Here is a 22,768-nt window from a genome sequence, read left to right on the forward strand (position 1 = left end):
CTTTTATAGTTTAATTGAATACTTCTTTCGTTCTAATTGGTCAACAACTTTCTTATCTAATACTTCAATATTTAATTTGTTATTTTCTAAAAACACAAGACCAACCAACTCTTTAGTAGTTTGTTTTTCATTGTTTGAATGTTGTTTCCAGTCTTCAAATTTTTCTTCAAACTCTTCTGTTATTTTATCTTCATGATGTTTTCTTTCGAGTACTAAAGCAATTGTAACAATCAACAACATAATAAAAGGAATAGTCATATCACCCATTTGCAAAGACTCTTACTTTTTTATCTATTTCCATTATATCCTCAATTGTGTGAATTTTTACATCATGAAAATAATTAATTGCTTTTAGTGAGGTATCTGCAATATCCAAAAAGCCTATCTCTTTATTTAAAAACCTAGCAACAGCTACTTCATTTGCAGCATTTAAAACTACACCTAAGTTGTCATTTTGTAAGAGTTCATCTTTCGCTGACCAAATATTGTATCTATACGACTCTATTTTTCTGAACTCTAAATTTTGTAATTCAAACAGATCAACTTTTTTTAAAATTGGAGTTTCTACTTTTCCTAAAAGTGCATAAGAGATAGGTAGTTGCATATTTGCATGTGCTAAGTGTGCTGTGGTACTTCCATCAATATAGTTCACCATAGCATGTATAATAGATTTAGTTTCTATTATAGCATCACAAGCAGCTGTATCAAAAAGCCATCTAGCTTCTATAAGCTCAAAAAGTTTATTTGTCATAGTTGCACTATCTATAGTGATTTTATTTCCCATAGACCAGTTTGGGTGATTGAGTGCTTCTTCTCTTGTAACACTATGTAGTTTTTCAATTGGGTAGTCTCGAAAACTTCCACCTGAAGCTGTAATAGTTAAACTGTCCATTGTTTTTTCTTTGTCCATGAGATACCAAAGTCCAAAATGCTCACTATCTATTGGTGTGATGTATGAAGTATCTATAAACTTACCAGCTACTACCAAAGACTCTTTATTTGCTAAAGCAACTCTTTTTTTACATTCAATTGCTTTGAGTGTAGGTTCTAATCCAAAAAAACCAACTAGTGCATTTACTACTAAGTTTGAATCAGATTCTTCAATTGCATGAAGTATTGCTTCTTGACCTGCTTTTACATTAAAATGATTTACTTTATGTATATCATTTTGTGATGCTATAATCACAAGTTTTGGTGAAAACTCTTCAAGTTGAGTATTTAAAAGGTCTATATTATTTCCAGCAACTAAAACTTCAATAGATAGATCAAAGTTTTTTGCAATTGCTAAAACATTAACCCCAATTGAACCTGTACTTCCTAAAACTATCAAGCAAAAAACCTCAATAAAAATAGCATAACTATACCACCAAATAGGTATCCATCTGTTCTATCTAAAATACCACCATGACCTGGTAAAATATCCCCACTATCTTTTACATCAGCTTCTCTTTTTAAATAACTTTCAAAAAGGTCACCAAATACAGATGCTATTGCAACAGCAAGAGAGATAAACAATCCTAATAAAAATCCTATCTCTTCAGGTGCAAATATCATCCCTAAAATTGCAGCTATGATAACTCCACCAAATACACCTTCTAAAGTTTTATTTGGACTTGTTGCACAAAATTTCAATGAACCCATACTTTTACCTACAAAATAAGCACCTACATCAGTACCAGCAACTACTACAAGTAACCAAAGCAATGCACCCATTCCATAAGAAAAATAAAGTGAGAGTAAAAATAAAAATGAAGCTATAGGATACATAAGTGGTAAAAATAAATTTTTATTAAACTCTTGTGTATATGCAAGCATAGCTGCAAATAAAACACCCACTACAAAAATGAGGTCTTCGGGTTTTGGATAAAAATATGCAATGATCCAAATAGCTACAGCATAAATATAAATTTTGTCATCATCTATTTTAAAAAGGTTCATTGATTCTTTTAAAGCAATGATCATAAGAGCACCAAATAAAAGCCATGTGAGTGTTATGGAATCTATAAATCCGATGATAAGAAGTGCGATAACTAAAACTATTCCTGTTTTAATACGAGTTGAACTTTCAGAGATAATATTTGACATGTTTTACCTTTTATTAATTAATGTTCTTATTATACTTAATAGTTGGTAAATAGTTGTTGATTGATTCTTTATTTAAAAAAAGTAATGAAAAGATAAATTAACACTATTTTGATCTTCTAGCTTTTTTTCTATATATTTATAGTTGAGTTTTATATCTGTATTGTTAGATGGGAAATAGCTTTGGGTAATAGTAAAAGTTTTTTGATCATCGCCATTATCATATACTTTGTAATTGGATTCGATATTAAGTTTTGTTTTTTTACTTGTATATAATATACTACCAATTGTACCACCCACTGCTGTATTTGAATAGTCTGTAGGATAAATATATAAGTCTGCTAAAGCATAAAGAAAGCTTTTCTCTCCTAGATAATAAGCTTTTCCTACACCTACTTTTGCATTAAAATTGAGTTTGTTATTTAGACTTTCTCTATTAAATTGCCAGTTAGTTGACCAAGAAATTGGATTGAAAAATTTTGTTTGTGGAGCTAAAGAGGTGATTGTTAAAAGTTTTAAATAATCTAGTTTAAGATTATTATTTTTAGTGTTATATAAAAACTGTGAACTAAAAAACTCTATTTGTGTTCCTGCTAAAAAACCTTCATCATTATTTGTAATATCATGATATGTTGGGCGTATACCAAAAGTAAAAAAATCATCTTGATTGTGTCGATATCCTAGCGATAGTGAAAGTTGTCTGTGTGCTTGGTCTGGATTTGTTGGTCTAGAGATTTGAATTTGTTCACCTGCCCCTAAAGATGCTCGTTTTTGAGAAAGTTTGTGTGAAATCTCCAAATAAATTTCTTTTTTTATTTTACCCTGAATATAAAAATATTCTGCAAGTTCTGTAGCAGACTCTAAAATCAATTGCTTTTTTCTGAGAGTGAAATCATCATTTTGGATAAAAATAGAGAGTTCCTCAATATTGCTTGCAAGTTTTTTTACTATTTGTATATCATTTTGATTGAGTTGTTTTTCATATTCTAGTAAGATTTTTCTTTTAGAAGGGCGAAAATCTTTACTTTTTACTAAATTAGCATTGATAATTTCAAAAATAGTTTCAGGTGGACTTACTTGATAAAAAAATTGATCACGAAGTTCTACTGTTGGTCTGGCAACTTCAAGTAACCACAACATATTATAAGAGCAGTTCTCATCAAAAAAATAATAATTTGAATAGGTTTCTTTGAGTTCCCAAATATGATTTACCATTTGAAGTACTTCATCTTTATTTAGGTTTAAATTATATTCCCAGATATCCCTTTGTTCGGTATCTCTATATTGTTTAAGTTTTTCATAATATGGTAAAAGAGAATATTGACCATAATATCCTCCAAACAAACCTTTAAGTGCAAACATAAAACCACTCTCTTTATCTTTATCTACAGATGCAGCATAATTAATAGCATAGGAAAGTAGTTTTGAATTATAAGATGAATTTATCCGTAAAAAAGTATGTCCAAACATAGATGCAGGAGAATTAATATGAGCAGATGGAAAGACAAGAGAAACAGAAGTTGGGTCTAATTCTTGAATCCATTTTGTATATTTTTCACAATTTGTTCGAGGAAAATTTTTAATGTTTAATTTTTTTTCCAACCATGCTTTTCGTGCTGGAAATCTACATGCTATTGAAGTATCCGAAATATCTTTTTCAGTTAAAAGGTATTTGAGTGTTTGGACTAATTCATTTTTTGGATTTGTTTTCCCATTTTTAGCTAAAAAAAAGGTAGGTGAATCTATTTCACTTTTATTATCTACAGGTATATGTAACAATGTTTTCCAATAGCTATTTTTCCAAAGTTGTTGCTCTTCAATTTGTTGTGTGTAATAAGATAGTGTATTTGAAAGTAGTATTTGTGTAAATAATAAAAATAAAAGTAAGAGTTTTATAGTAAGTTCCTAGTGAGAGTTTTCAAGCGGAAAACCGCTTGAAAATTTAATTAGATAGCAGATACATTATCTAAAACATTAGCCATTTTTACATTTGATGATGTATAAATTGCATTATAGTTTTTTTGTAGTGACGCAATAAAAGTTGATTTGTTTTCAACATTTAATAACTCTGCAAGTGTTTCAACTGTTTCACCATGACCCATTGCAATCTCTTTTGAAAGTTGATCCATATTTGATGCAACAAATCTTTGTGTAGTTTCATTCATAACAAATTTAGTTTTTTGACAACCAGATGTTCCTGATGTGATACCAAAAGTTTGGTTACCAGATGTACCATTTGTTGTAGCTTGTAAAGCTAACATAATTGCAGATGAATCATCTTTGATGATTTGAGAACCAAGTCCACAACCTGTTTGGTTATTTATTGTTGCCATAGCCGATGTAGCTAGTAATAGTGTAGCTGCTGTACTTAATAATATTTTTTTCATAATAATCCTTTTTTGTGATTTAAATAAGTATAAAACAAGTTAAATTAAAAATAAGTTAAAATTATTATTTTATTGATAATAGATTGATTTAACCATTCAATAAATTAAATTTAGTTACAATAGTTAAAAATAAATATATTTAAGGTAGATAAATATGTCACAACAATCAGCATTAGAAATAGCATTAGCACATTCAATGACCCAAGATGAGTACGAAACTGTATTAAAGATGTTAGGTAGAGAGCCTAACTATAGTGAAATAGGTGTTATTTCAGCTATGTGGTCTGAACATTGTTCTTATAAATCAAGTAAAAAATATTTAAATGGTTTCCCAACAAAAGCTCCATGGGTTATTCAAGGTCCTGGTGAAAATGCTGGTGTTATTGATATCGGTGAAGGTTATGCTGCTGTATTTAAAATGGAATCACACAATCACCCATCATTTATAGAACCTTACCAAGGTGCTGCAACTGGTGTTGGTGGTATTATGAGAGATGTATTTACTATGGGAGCTCGTCCTGTTGCATCTATGAATCTTATTCAATTTGCTGGTATCGAAGGTGATTCTGAAACTGCTAAAAAACACAGATTTCTTTTAAGAGGTGTTGTTGATGGTATTGGTGGTTATGGTAACTGTATGGGAGTTCCAACTATTGGTGGTCAAACAGGATTTGAAGAGTGTTATGCTGGAAACAACCTTGTAAATGCATTTAACTTAGGTATTTGTAAATCAGATGAGATCTTTTTAGGTGTTGCTGAAGGTATCGGAAACCCTGTTATGTATGTTGGGTCTAAAACTGGTAGAGATGGACTTGGTGGTGCTGTTATGTCAAGTGCAGCATTTACTGAAGATTCTGAATCAAAAAGACCAACAGTACAAGTTGGAGATCCATTTACAGAAAAGCTTTTACTTGAGGCTTGTTTGGAATTGTTTAAACAAGATTTAATTATTGGTATTCAAGATATGGGTGCTGCTGGACTTACATCATCATCTTTTGAGATGGCAGGTAGAACTGGAAGTGGAATGAAAATGGATCTTGATAAAGTTCCAGCAAGAGAAGAGGGGATGACTCCTTATGATTTCATGCTTTCAGAATCACAAGAAAGAATGCTTATTTGTGCAAAAGCTGGTTGTGAGCAAGCAGTTATTGATATCTTTGAAAAATGGGAATTATCAGCTGCTGTAATTGGAGAAGTAACAGATACTGGAAATATGGAACTGTATTGGCATGGTGATTTAGTGGCTGATATACCTATTCAACCACTTTCTGAAGAAGCTCCTATTTTAGATAGACCAGTAGCTGAACCTGAATACTTAAAAACAATCAAAGATATAAAACTTGATAAAAACATCTCAAACCAAGAAGCGTTTGATGCATTATGGTCTGATATGGAAGTAGTAGATAAATCTTGGGTTTATAATCAATATGATTCTATGGTACAAACAAATACAGTAAAAGGTCCAGGGCAACTTGATGGTTCAGTAGTACGAATCAAAGAGACTGGAAAAGCTTTAGCTATGTCTGCAGACTGTAACACAAGACAATGTTATATTGACCCAGAGTTAGGAAGTGCTGCTGCTGTTATGGAAGCTGGTAGAAATGTAGCTATGACTGGTGCTCAACCTTTAGCTATTACAGATTGTCTTAACTTTGGTAATCCTGAAAATCCAGAAGTTATGTGGCAATTTAAACACTCTTGTGAGGGTATCAAAGCTGCTTGTAAAGAGTTAAATACTCCAGTTATTGGTGGAAATGTTTCTTTATATAACGAAACAAATGGTGTGGGTGTTTTCCCAACACCTGCTATTGCAACTGTTGGTGTAAATGATGATATGAATAAAGTTTTACCAAGTTGTATTCAACATAACGGTAGTACACTTTATATTTTAGGTGATACAAAATCAGAGTTTGGTGCAAGTTTATATATGAAAAAACTATATGGAAAAGTTGCTGGTACTCATCCAGAAGTAGATTTTGAAAAAGAGCTTCATCTTTGGGATTTTGTGATAAATGCAAATAAAGCAGGTGTATTACAAAGTGCAAAAGATGTAAATGTTGGTGGTATTGCAATTGCTGCAGCAAAAATGGCTGTAGTTGGAGACAAAGGTGTTGATATCACTATCCCTTTAAATGATGTAAAAGATATTTTTAGTGAAACATTATCAAGAGCTATTGTTGAAGTTAAATATGAAGATGAGCCACTTTTTGAAGAGTTAATTGGTAAATACCAAGTAACTTGTACAAAAATAGGAAAAAGTGGTGGAGATATAATCAATATCAACGGAATTAAACAAGATTTAACAAATGCTAAAGATATCTATTTTAATACATTTAGAAAAGTTATTGAGCAAGATTTATAATAACAAATAAGACACCGAAAGAAAAATATGCTAATTGATGGACATGGAAGAAAAGTTAACTATTTAAGAGTCTCTGTAACAGAAAGATGCAATTTTAGGTGTCAATATTGTATGCCCGAGAAACCATTTTCTTGGGTTCCTCAAGAAAAATTACTCTCATTTGAAGATATGTTTGAGTTTATCAAAGTAGGAATTGATGAAGGGATCGAAAAAGTTCGTTTGACAGGTGGGGAACCTCTTTTACGAAAAGATTTAGATAAGTTTATAAAAATGATATCTGATTATTCTCCTTCTCTTGATTTAGCACTCACAACTAACGCATTTTTACTGGAAGACGCAGCTCAAAAACTTAAAGATGCTGGTCTGAAAAGAGTCAATATTTCACTTGATAGTTTACAAGAGAGTGTTGCACATCACATTGCACAAAAAAATGTTTTGGATAAAGTTCTAAAAGGTATAGCAAAAGCAGATGAGGTTGGATTAAAAATCAAAATAAATTGTGTTCCATTGAAAGATATAAATGACACAGAACTTATAGATCTACTTGAGTATTGTAAGAGAAAAGGATATGAGATACGATTCATAGAATATATGGAAAATTCTCACGCCAATGTAAAAGCTGGACTAACTTCAGAAGATATTCAAAATATTATTAAAGAAAAGTATAATTTTGTACGCGGTGAACGGGAAGGAAACTCCCCCTCTCAAAATTACTTTTTGGAAGATGGCTACAAATTTGGAATCATTGAGCCTCATTTAGATGATTTTTGTAGTGATTGTAATAGACTTCGTATCACAGCGGAGGGCTATCTTATCCCTTGTTTATATTTTGAAGATGCTTTGAGTATTGCAGATGCAATTAAATCAAAAAATATAAAAGAAGCATCAAATATCCTTAAAAAAGTACTGCAAAATAAACCAGAAAAAAATAAATGGGGAAGTGAAGATAATTCTGATAGAGCTTTTTATGAAACTGGTGGCTAAGAGTGTATCATAAACAATAAAATATAGATTTTGTTATCTATTTGTTACCTTTATTTGCTAAAATGTAGATTTTATATATTTATTTTAGCTTAATGAAAACTTCTTTTTGCTAGTATTGTCGGTAGATTATACACAGGAAATTGAAAATGAATGATAAACATTATGAAGTCGTAATTGTAGGTGGTGGTATTTCAGGTGCTGCTTTATTTTATGAATTAGGAAAATATACAAATGCAAAGAAAATTTGTATGTTGGAAAAATATGAAGCATTAGCTACTCTTAACTCTAAAGGAAGTAGTAACTCTCAAACTATTCATGTTGGTGATATTGAAACTAACTATACTTTGGATAAAGCAAAAATCACAAAACGAACTGCAAAAATGATTGAAAAGTTCTGTTTACAATATGGTTTGGAAGAAAAAATCATGTTCAAACACCAAAAGATGGCACTTGGTGTTGGTGAAGAAGAGGTGAAATTTATCACTGAAAGATATGAATCTTTTAAAACTCTTTTCCCTTATTTAGAGTTATATACAAAAGAAGACCTAAAAACTTTAGAGCCAAAACTTGTATGGGCTGACAAAGCACAAACAATCGAAAGACCAGAACCAATCGTAGCAATGGGTGCTAAAAATGAGTACACAACTGTTGATTATGGTGCTATGACAGAAGAGTTAGCAAAAGAGGGTCAAAATGCAAATCCAGAACAAACAACAGATATTTTTTATAATTCAGAAGTTGAAGATATTGAAAAAGATGGTGATAAATATAGATTAACAACAGTGAATGGTACTGTATTTACAGCTGATTTTGTTGTTGTAAATGCTGGTGCTCACTCATTATACTTAGCTCATAAAATGGGTTATGGTAAACATATGGGATCATTATCTATGGCTGGATCATTTTACATCACAAGTGGTGAATTCTTAAATGGTAAAGTATATATGGTACAAAATGACAAACTTCCATTTGCAGCACTTCATGGTGACCCAGATATCTTAGAAAATGGAAAAACAAGATTTGGACCAACTGCACTAGCTCTTGGTGTTTTAGAAAGATATAAAGGTCTTAAATCATTTGGACAATGTCTAAAAACAATGAATATAGATGGAAGTATCTTAAAAATATTCTGGGATCTTTTAAAAGATTCTGATATTAGAAACTATGTATTCAAAAACTTCTTATTTGAAGTACCAGGTATCAATAAAGGTTTATTTGTTAAAGATGCACAAAAAATCGTTCCTTCTTTAACTAAAGATGATATCGAGTATGCAAAAGGTTTTGGTGGTGTTAGACCTCAAGTACTGAACAAAAGAGAACAAAAACTTATGCTTGGTGAAGCATCATTAAATGAGGGTAACGGAATTATTTTTAATATGACTCCATCTCCAGGTGCTACATCTTGTTTAGGAAATGCACAAAGAGATATTACAGTTATCTGTGACTATTTAAATTTAGAATTTAATGAAGAACAATTTAACACTGATTTAGTTGAACCAGAAATCGCATAATAAATTTAAAGGAACAAAACTAAATATGAGAGCATTAATCAGCGTTAGTGATAAAAGTGGTGTAGAAAATTTTGCAAAAGAGTTAGTAGAATTAGGTTATGAAATCATCAGTACAGATGGAACATACAACAAACTAAAAGATGCAGGAATCGCAGTAATCGAAGCAAATGAAGTTACAAAATTTCCAGAATGTTTTGAAGGTAGAGTAAAAACTCTAAATCCATTTATCCATGGTGGAATCTTACATAGACGAGATAAACAATCTCATCTTGATGAAGCAAAAGAATTAGGTGTAGAGGGTATTGATTTAGTTTGTGTAAATTTATATCCATTTAAAAATGCAATCGAAACTACAGATGACTATGAAGTTATTATTGAAAACATTGATATTGGTGGACCTGCTATGGTTAGAAGTGCAGCGAAAAACCATGACTCAGTTATCATCGTTACTGATGTAGTTGACTATGATTTAGTACTTAACAATCTTAAAAATGATACAAATACTTTTGAATTCAGAAGAGATATGATGATTAAAGCGTATGAGCACACAGCTGCTTATGATTCTATGATTGCTAACTACATGAATAAAAGATTCAATGGTGGGATGGGACAAAAACAATTCATCGTTGGTGAAAAAGTATTTGATACAAGATATGGTGAAAACCCACATCAAAAAGGTGCATTATATGAATTCGATAATCATTTATCAAACAAATTCATCACTTTAAAAGGTGAAGCAAGTTTCAACAATATGGGTGATATCTCAGGAGCTGCTAAAATTGCATCTGCTTTTGGTGATGACAATGCTGTATGTATCGTAAAACACGGTAACCCATGTGGTTTTGCTATCAAAGATACTTTATTAGAGTCTTATACTGAAGCACTTAAATGTGATCCTGTATCTGCTTTTGGTGGAGTAGTTGCTGTAAATGGTACAGTTGATTTAGACTTAGCTGTTAAAATGAATGAAATCTTTTTAGAAGTAGTATTTGCTGCAGACTTCACAGCTGAAGCTGAAGAGGAATTAAATAGAAAGAAAAGAATCAAACTATTTAAGCAAGGTACTAGAAAACTAGAGATGGCTGATGATGCTTTTAACTTCAAAATTGTTGATGGTGGATTTGTATACCAAGATGCTGATAAAGTTGAAGATGATGAAGTTAAAAACTCAGAATTAAAAACTAAAATTGAAGCTACAGCACAAGAAAAGAAAGATATGGAGATAGCTTATAAAGTTGCTTCTTTAACAAAATCTAACTGTGTAGTGTATGTTAAAAACTCTGCAATGGTTGCTGTTGGTATGGGTATGACTTCTAGAGTTGATGCTGCTAAAGCTGCACTTAGAAAAGCAGAAGATATGGGACTAGATACAAAAGGTTCTGTACTTGCTTCTGAAGCGTTCTTCCCATTTAGAGATAGTATCGATGCTGCTGCTGAAGCTGGTGTAAAATGTGTTATTGAACCAGGTGGTTCAGTAAGAGATGATGAGATTATCGAAGCTGCAAATGAGTTCGGTATGAGTCTTTACTTCTCAGGAAAGAGACACTTCCTACACTAAAAAGATGATTTAAATAATCATCTTTCTTCATAACTCTGCGTTAGATAAAATTATCTTCTAGTCATTTACTTTAGTAAACTCCTACGAATATAATTTTATCTGCCTTGATTTATTTTGAAATCTAATCATTGTAAATCACTTTTTAAAATTTATGTATTACTAAACTTGGAAAATTCAACAGGAAAAGCTACAAATTTAAAATTGTTATTTTTTAATTCATCTAACCAATTTAAATCTTTAGAACATGGATTTATAGCATATAAAAAATACCCATAACTAAAAAGGAATATTAATTCATTAATCTGATTTTCATACATAAAAATATCAAAATTGGAAGCAAGTGCATGACTATGAATAAATTTTGATGGCCCAAAAAGACTTTTAAGTTGAAAACCTTTCTCTTGGATAAGTAAGTAAGGCCATGATTTATTTTCATCATTTAATATAAATTTTTTTGCAACATCTAGATTATTTGAACTATTTAATGATAATGAATAAATCATTTCTATACCTATTTTTAAAAGTAATTTTCCTATATCAATGTCAAATTTGTTGTGAGCTAATTGTAAAAAAGCTTTTGTATTATTTTCAATAGAATATTTAACAAACGGATTTTTATTTAATCTTTTTTCATTTAAATCAATAGAAATAGTATTTTTTTTAGTACCATGGCTAAACCATTCAATATGGTTGTATGTTGCCTTAGGTTGTTTACCTTTTTTTGTTTTATGTCCCATTAACACTTTCTGAAAACCTAATGAAGAATTATTTAGTGCTCTAGATTCAAATCCTGAGCAAATGTTATTACATTTATCACAAACCCAGCCTTTATCTAATGTTAAAAAATTATTGCCTAAAGAATGAGGAACAATATGTTCTATAGTAGTAAAGCATTCATCTGAGGAATCACAAAGAATACATTTATAGGGTTTTTCTTTTTTTATATTAGTAGTAAAGGATTTCATAATATTAGAATATCTCAATTAAACTTAATCAAGGGATAACTTGACAGAATTGTATCTTATAGGATACAATTTGCAAATTTTAACTTTGGAGTATAAAATGATAAATGATTTTGATATATCACAATACTTAGATAGTAAAGAGATGATAGCCGAGTATTTATCTCAAGTCTTAGAAGATGGAGATATGAATGCGTTGTTAAGTGCTATAGGGTATATCGCAAAAGCTAAAGGGATGAGTCAAGTGTCAAAAGATACTGGTCTAGGACGGGAAAGTTTATATAAAACATTTGCAAAAGGCTCAAGCCCGAAGTTTGATACTGTACTCAAAGTACTTAACTCATTTGGTGTAAAATTAAAAGCGATTGCTTAGAAAGCAATGAACTTATCACAAAATGTGATAAGTTCAAGTTAAACTACAGGTTCTTCTTTCAATCTATACGAAACAAATAAAATCCCAAGAAGTGCAAGAGGTATTAATATTTTCACTATAGGGTCACCTACACTAAAATGAGAAAATGATGCAAAAATAAAATCAAAACCAAATCCTACATAAGCAGCATCTTTTATCTTATCTGGTATTTTTGGTAAAGCTAATGCTATACCACCCAATACTTTAAAAATACCTAGAAGCATAAAAAAGTAAAGTGGATAGCCTAAGTGTGTTGCTATATCTACAACATTTTGAGGCTGGATGATGTCTATCATTCCACCTATTATCCCAACTAAAATAGCTATGACAGCAGTTGTTCCATAATATAAATACTTTTTCATAATAATTCCTTTTTTGTTATTCTAATAACTTATTGTGAATTAAATGTGTAATTAGATTTGAAAAACTATTTTAAAACCTCTTCTAAACTCTCTTTGATTTTACTTGGATCTGAAAAGTGATCTAGTTTTGCTTTGAAGTTACCATCTTCATCAAAAAGATAGATAAATGAAGTATGTGACACAGAATATCCCATCGCCGAGTTTTCTAGCTCAATTTTTTTATAGTACGATTTATATCGTGCAGTTATCTCATCTATATTTTCTTTTGTAGATGTAGCACCTTGAAAATTTGGATGAAAGTACGCTGAGTACTCTTTTAAGTTTTTAAGTGTATCTCTATCTGGGTCTACACTGATAAAAAGACCTACGAAATCTTTTGTTTTCTCTTTTGGTAGTTCGTTAAGTGCTTGTGCAAGAGAGCTAAGTGAAGTAGGGCACACATCTGGACAATATGTATATCCAAAGTATACAGCTAAAACTTTCCCTTTATAACTCTCTTTTGTTACTTTACCATCTATTGTATCAACTGCAAAGTCGTATTGTTTTTGCTCATTATAGTTATCTATGTATGGTTTTATAATCATGATTAACATAATTGCAACTACTATACTTACTAATATTTTAAAAAATTTATTCATCTATATATCCGTTTTAAATTGGAATCTAGCTCCAATAGTTTTATTCATTTTTTCTACTCTTATATCTGCATTCCATTCCATGTCACCTACTGGACATGTCGGAAGTGTACCTACTGCTTTATAGTTTCCACCACCTAAGTTTTTAATAGGTAGATTAAAATCACCCATAAACATATTTGTTGCATAGATATTTAGGGTAAGGTTTTCTAAATTTGGGTTATTACTTTTGATAGAAAATGTTAGCTCTTCCATAAGTGGTATCGTTTTTGGAGAAACTTCTAGTTCAAATGTAGTGTCATCTTGAATTTTTATGTTACAAGAAGATTGGTGTAAATCACACTGTTTATTTTGTGTAATAAACCGAGCTTCCCCTTTTAATGACTGATAAATACCATTGAAATCAATCATAAAATAACCTACAACAATAACAGCTATGATAGATATAGCTATTATTGTATCTCTTGTATTTGAAGAGTTTTTTTCTGTAGACATATATGTGTTAGTGTTTCATATTATGGTGCATATTATGATGACCTTTGTGTTTCATCCCACCCATTACAGTTTTGATAGGTGCAGTGATAGTTTTTGTGTCTCCATTTTCTAGCTCTAAAGTAAATGTAACATTTTCACCTTTTTTAAGTGGATGATGAAGACCGATGAACATTACATGAAAACCACCTGGTTTAAGTACTACTTGTCCATTTTTTGGAACAGTGATTTTAGGTACTTGGTACATTTTCATAACACCATTTTTCATATCATGTGTATGTAACTCAACATATTTAGAAACTTTAGATGATGCTTTTACGATATTTATATCTTTTGCTGTTTCATTTTCTATAGTCATAAATGCAGCTGAATTAGGTAGACCTGGAGGTGTTGCTCTTACATATGAATCTTTAATTTCGATGCTTGAAGCCAAAAGTGTAGATGCACATAATAGTGCTGAAGCGATTATTTTTTTCATGATTATTCCTTATGTTTCTAAATTATATAATATAATTGTTAATAGTGTGTTAATTTTGATTAGTCTTCGCACATCTCAATTGCAACTTTAAAAAAACTTGTATATGCTACATTATCAAATGTGAGTGACTCATCAAGATTAGATTTCATTTCATCTAAGGCTTTTGCGTAGTTCTCATAAAATTCAAAACTAGGTCTTGGTTTATAATTACAATCTTTTAGTTCAAAGTATTTAATGATCATTTTTGTAGTTGTTGGTTTAATGAAATATTCGGTATGTCTATGAATACAATAAGGAGTTACACTTATTATAGTCCATTTTGCTAAGTTATATTGTGCTAAAAACTCAACTAAACCTTCAAATCCCTCTTTTTTATTGCCATATAAAAGCTCGTATATCTCAATACTTAACATATCTTTTTCATAAGAGTTTAAAGATGCAATTGCATCCTTTAGTTTTAACTTATCAAATAGTGAAACCATAACAGACTTTTGAACGGTTTTAAAAAATCCTTCAACTGCAAGATTTGGATTTGAAAAGTTTTCTTTTTTCAGAACATCTTTTGCAAAGAGTTCAAGTTTCTCAGGTTTGAACTTTTGGATTTGAGGGAAAAAACTTTCATCTTTAAAACCACTTGGGTATCTGTGTAAAAATTCTGATTCTAAATCTTTTAATTTGTCTAAATTCATTTTATTCTCTTAAGTTTAATATTTTAAAGAGTAATTATATCATATAAATTTCTTTTAAACTTATTCATTTATAATCGAAATAAACTAAAGAAAGATAAAATAATGCAATTCAGTAAAAAACACAACACAATTACAAAAGAAAATATAAATGAGATGGTTATCACATTTTACACAAAAATTTTAAAAGAAGATGGTGAAGTTGCCAAAGTCTTTAGAGATAAGCTAGGTGAAGATATAAATAGTGAAGAGTGGCAGGAACATATTAAAATATTGACAAACTTTTGGGCAATGATAGCACTGCAAGACCCTGAATATCAAGGGAATCCAATGAGAGCTCATTTTGACTTACCATTAAGTAGGGAGAAGTTTGGTTCATGGTTAGTGATGTTTTTTGAAGTTATTGATACAATGTATGAAAGAGACTTAGGGATGATATTTAAAAGTAGAGCAGAAAACATTGCATCTAATTTTATGAGAAATTTACAGTTATAATAAATTATTATAAATCTAAAATGAATATAATAAAATAAAATTAGATAAAAAACTAACAATCAATTAACACTTGCATAGTATACTTTTACTAATCACCAAACAAAAAATAGATTAATCTCCTCCTAAAGTTTTTAATCTAGCATAAAAAAGCCACTCAATACCAAGTGGCTTTTTTAATGATCAAAAACTATTTTTAAAACTCTTAAATATAATCTCTTTATGATTTGTACCTGTATCAGAATGTAAAACCATATTTACAAAATCATCATTTAAAAAGCTATTGTAAAATTTTTCAATTTTTGGATAAGAATAACTTTTTTTCAGTGTTTTATACAAATATATTTTTGTTATGTATAATTGCATTACTATGTAAATAGAAAATGTTACAATAATCAGAACTTCCAAAAATGAAAAAAGTTTTGCAAAAAAAACTCTTATTTTGACATTTTGTACAAATTTATTTGAAAATGAAAAAAGATATCTCCAAAAATAATAGATCAAGATAATATTCACAACAAAAGAGATCAAGATAAGGGTTGTGTATGTATCTGCTTTTGTGATGTAAAATTTTTGTAACAATAAAGCTGTAAATGAAGCAAGTTTTGCACTCAGTGTAATAGCCATAAATATTTTAAAATATTCAAAAATTTTAAGATAAGTTTTTCTTTCATAACTTACTCTTGTAAGAATGATAATAGTGACTAAAAAGAACAAATCAATTGTATTGTAAAAATCTACCATTGAATTGTTTCTTTGTTAAGAGAATGTAATATCTCATTTGTTTTACTAAAATGTTTACACCCAAAAAAGCCTCTATAGCTAGATAAAGGGCTAGGGTGTGGGGCTGTGAGAATATGGTGTTTTGATGTATCTATGAGTTTTGATTTGTTGATTGCACCTGCTCCCCAAAGTATAAACACAACATCTTTTTTATATTTTGAAATTGCTGTAATAATCATATCTGTAAAAGTTTCCCAACCTTTTTTTTGATGTGATTTTGGACTACTGTCTTCTACTGTTAAAATGGTATTTATTAATAGAACCCCTTGTTTTGCCCAAGGAGTTAAATCTCCATCATCACAAATAGAACTCCCTATATCACTATGAACCTCTTTTAAAATATTGACCATAGAGGGGGGATTTTTTATATTTTTTGGTGTAGAGAAAGCTAGTCCTTGTGCTTGTTCTTTTTGATGGTAAGGGTCTTGTCCTATTATAACGACTTTGAGGTTCTCTAAAGGTGTTAATGTAAAGGCATGAAAAATATTTTCTTTTTGTGGATAGACTATGGTTTCTTTATATCTTTTATCTATAAAAACTTCTAAGTTTTTATAGTATTCTTTTGTTTTTTCAGTATCGATTATATCATTCCATGTTACCATTTAAACTACCTTTGTGATTTACTTTTACTCTCATTATTTGGTGAATTATATCTTGTAAAAATTAATTCAAAGCTAAAACAAAATATTTTTAACTATAATCCCAAAACAATATACAAAAGAAGGAAAACAATGGAAGAGATATTTTTTAGATATTTACATTTTATAGGAATCATGGGATTAGCTTCGACATTAGTGATGCAGCATTTAATTATTTCTACAGAGATAACACAAGCAGAACTCAAGAAAATTATTTTTCTTGATATAATTTATGCAATATGTATACTTCTAACATTGGTTGCAGGTTTAACATTATGGTTAAGTGTAGGGAAAGATGCAGGTTTTTATAGTACAAACTGGGTGTTTCATCTAAAACTCACATTGTTTATTTTGATATTTTTATTTTCAATCTACCCAACACTCTATTTTAGGAAAAGTAGAAAAAATGCGCAAGACACGGTATTTATGCCAAAAATGATAATTATGTCAGTTCGAATGCAACTTTTATTGGTATTTATAATACCGCTTTTAGGGGTACTAATAGCAAGAGGGTAGTTTCTAACTACACTCTAGTCTAGAGTTTGATAACATATATCCCCTCAAACTCAACACATACATTTTCATCTTCTATGATTTGAGATTTTATTTTAATAGAAGCACTTCCTTTTTTTTCAAGTTTTTGCTTTAAAGTTTCTATCTCATCGTTTGTAGGTTTTTTTGTATAACATACAATATCTTTTGTAATAGGTTTGAAATAACTATTTTCATTTTTAATGACAACAATATTTTTACTATCAAACCCCAACTCTTGAGAAATAAGCCAACAAAGACTCCATGATGAAATAATCGTCATAGTACTTAAACTACCTCCAAAAGCAGTCCCTTTGTCGTTAATATTTCTATCTAAAGGTGCTGTTGTGATGAGTTGTTGTTTGGTGTATTCGCAGACATTTAGTTGCATAAATTTCGTAAGTGGTATTTCTGTATGTAGTTTTGTTTGAAGTTTTTGAATCACTTGTATCCTTTATCATTAAATCAATAGTATATAATTTTATCAAAATAGTTATTTAAAAATACAAAACTCTATAATAAGCACTTCATAATCAGAATTTGAGTAAAATAAAAACAATAATTATAGTATAAGAGAGAATATATGTGTGGAATAGTAGGATACATTGGGTGTAAAAATACAAGTGAAATTTTAATAAATGGTTTAAAAGAATTAGAGTACCGAGGATATGATAGTGCAGGTATTGCTATTTTAGACAATGATAAGATTGAAGTTTACAAAGCACTTGGGAAAATTAAAAACCTTGAGGAAAAAGTATCTCATAATGAATGTGTTTTAAATAAAGACAATCTTTCTATTGGTATCGGACATACAAGATGGGCGACACACGGAAAACCAACAGAACTCAATGCTCATCCACATTTAGGTGAATATTCTTATGTTGTGCATAACGGAATCATTGAAAATTATAAAGAACTCAAAGTTGAGCTTTTAGAGGCTGGGCATAAGTTTGTTTCTCAAACTGACACAGAGGTTATAGTACATCTTTTTGAATTTTATTTCAACCAATCAAATGATGCTCAAGATGCTTTTAATCAAACAATCAAAAGACTTGATGGTGCATATTCCATACTTCTTATAACAAAATCAGAACCAACAAAAATATTTTTTATGAAACATGGCTCTCCAATGGCGATTGCTAAAAATACAACTGAAGATGGTGATGAGATTTATTTTGCTTCATCTGATGCGCCACTTATTGGTCATGCAAAAGATGTGGTTTATTTAGAAGATGGAGTAAGTGGAGTTGCTACAAATTCATCTTTGAGTTTTAGTGAAGAGGTTTCTTGGGACACTCTTCCTACTTCAAAACAGTATGCTCAAAAAGATGGATATAGATTTTTCATGGAAAAAGAGATATATGAACAAAGTGATGTTGTAACAGATTCTATGCTTGGTCGTATCTCTGATGAAGAGATTATTTTTGATGAGATAGATGCAAATATTATTGAAGGTATAAATGAGATTAAAATATGTGCTTGTGGTACTTCATATCATGCAGGAATAACAGCTTCATATCTATTTGAAAGACTTACGAAAGTAAGATGTAATGTTGAGATAGCAAGTGAGTTTCGATATAAAGAACCTCTATTAAAAAAAGATACTCTTTTTATTGTGATTTCTCAAAGTGGAGAAACAGCAGATACTTTAGAAGCTCTAAAAATGGCAAAAAAAGCAGGATTGAAAACAGTAGTTGTGTGTAATGTAGACAACTCTTCTATGACACGAATAGCGGATGCTACAATTTTAACAAGAGCAGGAATAGAAAAAGGGGTAGCATCTACAAAAGCATTTTCTACACAAACTGTTGTTTTATGGATGATGGCATTGTATTTTGCAAAACAAAATAATAGTATTGAATCTGAGTTTTTGCAAAAAGAGATTCAAGTTTTAAGAGAAGTACCTTCTAGTTTGACAGTTGAAGATAAACTTCATGAGAAATGTAGAAGACTTTCAAAAAGATATTTACATGGGCATGGATTCTTTTTTATAGGTCGAGATGTATTTTATCCACTTGCTTTAGAGGGTGCTTTAAAACTTAAAGAGATAAGTTATCTTCATGCTGAGGGGTATCCAGCTGGAGAGATGAAACATGGACCTATAGCTTTAGCTGATCCTGAGCTTTTTACAATTGCATTGATGCCTGAACATTCTCATTATGATAAGATTAAGTCAAATGTAGAAGAACTTAGTGCTAGAGATAGTACTATTTGTGCAATTTCGCCACTTGATTTTGAACTTGCTGATGATTTTATAAAAACATCAAATAAAAGTCACTATATGCTTGAATTTTTTGAGATGCTTGTGGTACTTCAAGTTTTAAGTATGGAGATAAGTGTACGACTTGGTAATGATGTAGATATGCCACGAAATTTAGCGAAGAGTGTAACTGTAGAATAATAGTACAAAATAAAAAACTTAAAAAAATAAAGTACTATGATTTATACAAGCAAAACTGTAGTACTAATTAGTTAAAATTCATTACTTTTTACAAATTGATGTAATCAGTTCATACTTTAATTTAAAATTTTTACTTTTCAAAATCTTATAAGATTTATTAGAAAATAGCGAATAGCAATAGCTGTAACAAATTTTCTTCAGAAAACAAAGATGGACAACAAAAGAATGGAAAACAGATGAGAGGCGATAGTCTTTTACGGAAAACAAAAGAATGGAAAACAAAAATGGAAAACAAAAACAAACAACATTACCTATTTACAAGTGAAGTAGTAAGCCCAGGACATCCAGATAAATGTGCAGATATCATTGCAGATAGCATTGTTGATAAACTTATCATCGGTGATTCAACTAGTAGAGTTGCTAGTGAAGTCTTTGTTGCTGGAAAACATGTAGTAATAGGTGGTGAGGTAAAGAGTAATACAAAAATTTCAGATAATGAATATAAACAAATTACAACAGAAGCACTAGAAAAAATCGGATACTTCAATAATCCAAATTTTACAGATGAAGAGTGTTTAAAACCTCAAAATGTAGATGTTCAAGTTTTATTGAATCAGCAATCTCCTGATATCTCACAAGGGGTCGATCAAGAAGATGGTGAAATTGGTGCAGGTGATCAAGGAATCATGTTTGGTTATGCTGATCATGAAACAGAAAATTATATGCCAAGTGCTATAACTTATGCTAGAATGTTGATGGAAAAAGTATATCAATATGCTTTAGCTAATCCAAGTGAACTTGGTGTCGATATCAAAACACAAGTAACAGTGAACTATGGATGCAAAGAGAACTTTGAAAAATCACAACCTCAAAATATAGATACTATTGTTGTTTCTGCACCTTGTGTATCAAGTATGAATATTGAAACAGTAAGAGCTCTTATTCAAAAACTTATCGATGAAACAGGGTTGCCAAGTGATTTATATAATAAAGACGAATGTACAATTCATATCAATCCAACAGGGAAATATGTATCTCACAGTTCTTTACATGATAGTGGTCTTACAGGTAGAAAACTTATTGTCGATAGTTTTGGAGGATATTCACCTATTGGTGGAGGAGCTCAGTCTTCAAAAGATTATACAAAAGTTGATAGAAGTGGATTGTATGCTGCTAGATATATAGCCAAACATATAGTTGCTGCTGGACTTGCTACAAAAGCTGTAGTTCAAATCTCTTATGCAATTGGTGTTGCAAAACCAACTTCAGTAGCTGTTGATACTTATGGAACATATACTAGGTTAAATGATGATGCTTTATCTACATTTGTAGAAGAGAATTTTGCATTGACTCCTAACTGGATTACAAAGAAATTTAATCTTGATAAACCAAGTGCAGATACATTTCTTTATGCTGATGTAGCAGCAAGAGGTCAAGTGGGACAGCCTGATTATCCATGGGAAAAATTAGACGAGCTTGAAAAATTTCAAGAATTACGATAAAATTTCAAAATATTTATAATAAGGATTAAATATGGATTTAAATATAGATCTAAAAGGTTTTTTTCAGAGAATTAAATCAGAAGTATTAGAGAAACAAGAAAAGCAAAAAAATGACCCCAAGTTTATAGAAAATGAAAGTCATTGGATAAAATGTCCATCTTGTGAAGCACTTATGTTTTTTAAAGAGGTTGAAAACTTAAATCATGTTTGTCCAAAATGTAATCACCATATGAGAATAGGTGCGAAAAAAAGAATTGATCTTATTGCAGATGCTGATTCTTTTGTAGAGTATGATGCTGAATTACATCCTACAGATCCATTACAATTTGTTGATAGCAAATCATACCAAAAAAGACTAGAGGAAGCTTTACATAAAACAGGTAAAACTTCTGCTGTTGTATCTGGTGAATGTACTGTTGATGGTATTGGTGTACAACTTGTAGTATTTGATTTTTCTTTTATGGGAGGTTCTTTAGGATCTGTTGAGGGAGAAAAAATTGTTCGTGCTTGTAATAGAGCTATGGAAAAAGAGCAAGGTGTGATTATTGTAAGTGCTTCTGGTGGTGCAAGAATGCAAGAATCAACATTCTCTTTAATGCAGATGGCAAAAACAAGTGCTGCTTTACGAAAGCTTGATAATCAAGGTTTACCATTTATCTCTATTCTAACTGATCCTACATTTGGAGGAGTTTCTGCATCATTCGCATTTTTGGGTGATATTATCATGGCAGAACCAGGTGCTTTAGTAGGTTTTGCAGGAGCAAGAGTTATTAAACAAACTATTGGTAAAGATTTACCAGATGGTTTTCAAAGAGCAGAGTTTTTACTCGATCATGGAAGTATTGATATGGTAGTTGAAAGAAACACTATGAAAAAAACTTTACACGATCTATTGAAACTATTTCAAAAAGATGTTGCGTAATAAAATATATGCATTATGTGATTATCAAACTTTGCAAAAGTTTGATATTTCACTAGAAAAATTCTTACAAATCTGTACGACTCACGATACAGTATATATTCAATATAGAGATAAAATCAACTCTTTAGAGATCCAAAAAAAAAATATATTATACTTAAAAGAAAATACAGAGATACCAATTATTATCAATGATAAAGTAACACTTTTAGAATATGCTGATGGGATACATCTAGGACAAGAAGATATTGAATCTATAATAGGAGATAGTAAAAGTACCTCTTTACAGTTTATTCGTAAAAAATATCCAAATAAGATTATAGGACTTTCAACGCACAATGAGATAGAGATACTCGAAGCAAATACCCTAGACCTTGATTATATAGGTCTTGGTGCGTATCGTTCTACAAATACAAAAGATGTGGATAATATCATTGGAGATAATATGAGTTATTTAGCTCAAATTTCAAAACACCCTGTTGGTGCTATAGGTGGAGTTAAAATTGATGATATTATTCCACACATAAGTTTTAATGTTATTGCAAGTGGACTGTTTTCAAAATAGTAACTTCTTTTATCTCTAATGAGATA

The 22,768-nt window shown here is 30.3% G+C and carries 25 protein-coding genes; 11 read left to right on the forward strand and 14 right to left on the reverse strand.

The window, feature by feature from the left end:
• Nucleotides 1–3: 3 nt before the first annotated feature.
• From ACMCMH_RS06610 to ACMCMH_RS06630, 5 genes are all read right to left on the reverse strand, one after another.
• On the reverse strand, nt 4–267 hold the full coding sequence (locus tag ACMCMH_RS06610; protein WP_412723858.1) for a hypothetical protein: 264 nt from the start codon (nt 265–267) through the stop codon (nt 4–6).
• Nucleotides 260–1,330: a 1-deoxy-D-xylulose-5-phosphate reductoisomerase gene (gene dxr, locus ACMCMH_RS06615; RefSeq protein ID WP_412723860.1), complete on the reverse strand. Its 1,071-nt coding sequence runs from the start codon at nt 1,328–1,330 to the stop codon at nt 260–262. Before dxr ends, ACMCMH_RS06610 begins: the two co-directional genes overlap by 8 nt.
• On the reverse strand, nt 1,327–2,085 hold the full coding sequence (locus ACMCMH_RS06620) for a phosphatidate cytidylyltransferase (protein ID WP_412723862.1): 759 nt from the start codon (nt 2,083–2,085) through the stop codon (nt 1,327–1,329). The genes dxr and ACMCMH_RS06620 overlap by 4 nt, the downstream gene beginning before the upstream one ends.
• 72 nt (nt 2,086–2,157) lie before the next feature.
• Nucleotides 2,158–3,861 carry a DUF4105 domain-containing protein gene (locus tag ACMCMH_RS06625; protein WP_412723864.1) on the reverse strand — a complete coding sequence of 568 codons (1,704 nt, stop codon included), beginning with the start codon at nt 3,859–3,861 and terminating at the stop codon, nt 2,158–2,160.
• Nucleotides 3,862–4,028: 167 nt separating this feature from the next.
• Nucleotides 4,029–4,469, reverse strand: a complete 441-nt coding sequence (locus tag ACMCMH_RS06630) for a DUF3015 family protein (protein ID WP_412723866.1) — start codon at nt 4,467–4,469, stop codon at nt 4,029–4,031.
• Nucleotides 4,470–4,623: 154 nt separating this feature from the next.
• Here ACMCMH_RS06630 and purL point away from each other — a divergent pair, with 154 nt between their 5' ends.
• From purL to purH, 4 genes are all read left to right on the forward strand, one after another.
• On the forward strand, nt 4,624–6,831 hold the full coding sequence (purL, locus tag ACMCMH_RS06635) for a phosphoribosylformylglycinamidine synthase subunit PurL (protein WP_412723868.1): 2,208 nt from the start codon (nt 4,624–4,626) through the stop codon (nt 6,829–6,831).
• Nucleotides 6,832–6,858: 27 nt separating this feature from the next.
• Nucleotides 6,859–7,815: a GTP 3',8-cyclase MoaA gene (gene moaA / locus ACMCMH_RS06640; RefSeq protein ID WP_412723870.1), complete on the forward strand. Its 957-nt coding sequence runs from the start codon at nt 6,859–6,861 to the stop codon at nt 7,813–7,815.
• A 146-nt stretch (nt 7,816–7,961) separates the two neighbouring features.
• Nucleotides 7,962–9,326 (forward strand): FAD-dependent oxidoreductase, encoded by a 1,365-nt coding sequence (locus ACMCMH_RS06645; RefSeq protein ID WP_412723872.1) that lies wholly within the window; start codon nt 7,962–7,964, stop codon nt 9,324–9,326.
• 25 nt (nt 9,327–9,351) lie between these two features.
• Nucleotides 9,352–10,884 (forward strand): bifunctional phosphoribosylaminoimidazolecarboxamide formyltransferase/IMP cyclohydrolase, encoded by a 1,533-nt coding sequence (purH, locus tag ACMCMH_RS06650; protein WP_412723874.1) that lies wholly within the window; start codon nt 9,352–9,354, stop codon nt 10,882–10,884.
• A 149-nt stretch (nt 10,885–11,033) separates the two neighbouring features.
• Here purH and ACMCMH_RS06655 read toward each other — a convergent pair whose 3' ends face one another.
• The gene (locus tag ACMCMH_RS06655; RefSeq protein ID WP_412723876.1) at nt 11,034–11,867 is read right to left on the reverse strand and encodes an HNH endonuclease; all 834 of its coding nucleotides are present in this window, start codon (nt 11,865–11,867) and stop codon (nt 11,034–11,036) included.
• A gap of 52 nt (nt 11,868–11,919) precedes the next feature.
• Here ACMCMH_RS06655 and ACMCMH_RS06660 point away from each other — a divergent pair, with 52 nt between their 5' ends.
• A complete protein-coding gene (locus ACMCMH_RS06660) occupies nt 11,920–12,219 on the forward strand; it encodes an addiction module antidote protein (protein ID WP_412723878.1) in 300 nt (99 codons plus the stop codon).
• 38 nt (nt 12,220–12,257) lie between these two features.
• Here ACMCMH_RS06660 and ACMCMH_RS06665 read toward each other — a convergent pair whose 3' ends face one another.
• From ACMCMH_RS06665 to ACMCMH_RS06685, 5 genes are all read right to left on the reverse strand, one after another.
• Nucleotides 12,258–12,620 (reverse strand): DoxX family protein, encoded by a 363-nt coding sequence (locus tag ACMCMH_RS06665; RefSeq protein ID WP_412723880.1) that lies wholly within the window; start codon nt 12,618–12,620, stop codon nt 12,258–12,260.
• A 65-nt stretch (nt 12,621–12,685) separates the two neighbouring features.
• On the reverse strand, nt 12,686–13,258 hold the full coding sequence (locus tag ACMCMH_RS06670; protein WP_412723882.1) for an SCO family protein: 573 nt from the start codon (nt 13,256–13,258) through the stop codon (nt 12,686–12,688).
• The gene (locus tag ACMCMH_RS06675; protein ID WP_412723884.1) at nt 13,259–13,750 is read right to left on the reverse strand and encodes a hypothetical protein; all 492 of its coding nucleotides are present in this window, start codon (nt 13,748–13,750) and stop codon (nt 13,259–13,261) included.
• 7 nt (nt 13,751–13,757) lie between these two features.
• Nucleotides 13,758–14,225 (reverse strand): copper chaperone PCu(A)C, encoded by a 468-nt coding sequence (locus tag ACMCMH_RS06680; protein WP_412723886.1) that lies wholly within the window; start codon nt 14,223–14,225, stop codon nt 13,758–13,760.
• 59 nt (nt 14,226–14,284) lie between these two features.
• On the reverse strand, nt 14,285–14,914 hold the full coding sequence (locus ACMCMH_RS06685) for a hypothetical protein (RefSeq protein WP_412723888.1): 630 nt from the start codon (nt 14,912–14,914) through the stop codon (nt 14,285–14,287).
• 102 nt (nt 14,915–15,016) lie between these two features.
• Here ACMCMH_RS06685 and ACMCMH_RS06690 point away from each other — a divergent pair, with 102 nt between their 5' ends.
• Nucleotides 15,017–15,406: a group III truncated hemoglobin gene (locus ACMCMH_RS06690; RefSeq protein WP_412723890.1), complete on the forward strand. Its 390-nt coding sequence runs from the start codon at nt 15,017–15,019 to the stop codon at nt 15,404–15,406.
• Nucleotides 15,407–15,586: 180 nt separating this feature from the next.
• Here ACMCMH_RS06690 and ACMCMH_RS06695 read toward each other — a convergent pair whose 3' ends face one another.
• Both ACMCMH_RS06695 and ung read right to left on the reverse strand, forming a co-directional pair.
• A complete protein-coding gene (locus ACMCMH_RS06695) occupies nt 15,587–16,147 on the reverse strand; it encodes a hypothetical protein (protein WP_412723892.1) in 561 nt (186 codons plus the stop codon).
• Nucleotides 16,141–16,788: a uracil-DNA glycosylase gene (gene ung / locus ACMCMH_RS06700; protein ID WP_412723894.1), complete on the reverse strand. Its 648-nt coding sequence runs from the start codon at nt 16,786–16,788 to the stop codon at nt 16,141–16,143. The genes ACMCMH_RS06695 and ung overlap by 7 nt, the downstream gene beginning before the upstream one ends.
• A gap of 129 nt (nt 16,789–16,917) precedes the next feature.
• On the opposite strand from ung, the gene ACMCMH_RS06705 reads away from it, so the two are divergent.
• Nucleotides 16,918–17,340 (forward strand): DUF2214 family protein, encoded by a 423-nt coding sequence (locus ACMCMH_RS06705; RefSeq protein ID WP_412723896.1) that lies wholly within the window; start codon nt 16,918–16,920, stop codon nt 17,338–17,340.
• Nucleotides 17,341–17,359: 19 nt separating this feature from the next.
• On the opposite strand, the gene ACMCMH_RS06710 is transcribed toward ACMCMH_RS06705, so the two are convergent.
• The gene (locus ACMCMH_RS06710; RefSeq protein ID WP_412723898.1) at nt 17,360–17,800 is read right to left on the reverse strand and encodes a thioesterase domain-containing protein; all 441 of its coding nucleotides are present in this window, start codon (nt 17,798–17,800) and stop codon (nt 17,360–17,362) included.
• Nucleotides 17,801–17,938: 138 nt separating this feature from the next.
• On the opposite strand from ACMCMH_RS06710, the gene glmS reads away from it, so the two are divergent.
• The 4 genes from glmS (at nt 17,939) to ACMCMH_RS06730 (ending at nt 22,742) form a co-directional block, all read left to right on the forward strand.
• Nucleotides 17,939–19,756 (forward strand): glutamine--fructose-6-phosphate transaminase (isomerizing), encoded by a 1,818-nt coding sequence (gene glmS, locus ACMCMH_RS06715; protein ID WP_412723900.1) that lies wholly within the window; start codon nt 17,939–17,941, stop codon nt 19,754–19,756.
• Between the two features lie 284 nt (nt 19,757–20,040).
• Nucleotides 20,041–21,258, forward strand: a complete 1,218-nt coding sequence (metK, locus tag ACMCMH_RS06720; RefSeq protein WP_412728008.1) for a methionine adenosyltransferase — start codon at nt 20,041–20,043, stop codon at nt 21,256–21,258.
• 31 nt (nt 21,259–21,289) lie between these two features.
• A complete protein-coding gene (gene accD, locus ACMCMH_RS06725; RefSeq protein WP_412723902.1) occupies nt 21,290–22,180 on the forward strand; it encodes an acetyl-CoA carboxylase, carboxyltransferase subunit beta in 891 nt (296 codons plus the stop codon).
• Nucleotides 22,170–22,742, forward strand: a complete 573-nt coding sequence (locus ACMCMH_RS06730; RefSeq protein ID WP_412723904.1) for a thiamine phosphate synthase — start codon at nt 22,170–22,172, stop codon at nt 22,740–22,742. The genes accD and ACMCMH_RS06730 overlap by 11 nt, the downstream gene beginning before the upstream one ends.
• Nucleotides 22,743–22,768: the final 26 nt, after the last annotated feature.

Origin of the sequence: Arcobacter sp. 15-2, assembly GCF_047159865.1 — a bacterium.
Taxonomy (GTDB): domain Bacteria; phylum Campylobacterota; class Campylobacteria; order Campylobacterales; family Arcobacteraceae; genus JAIOSF01.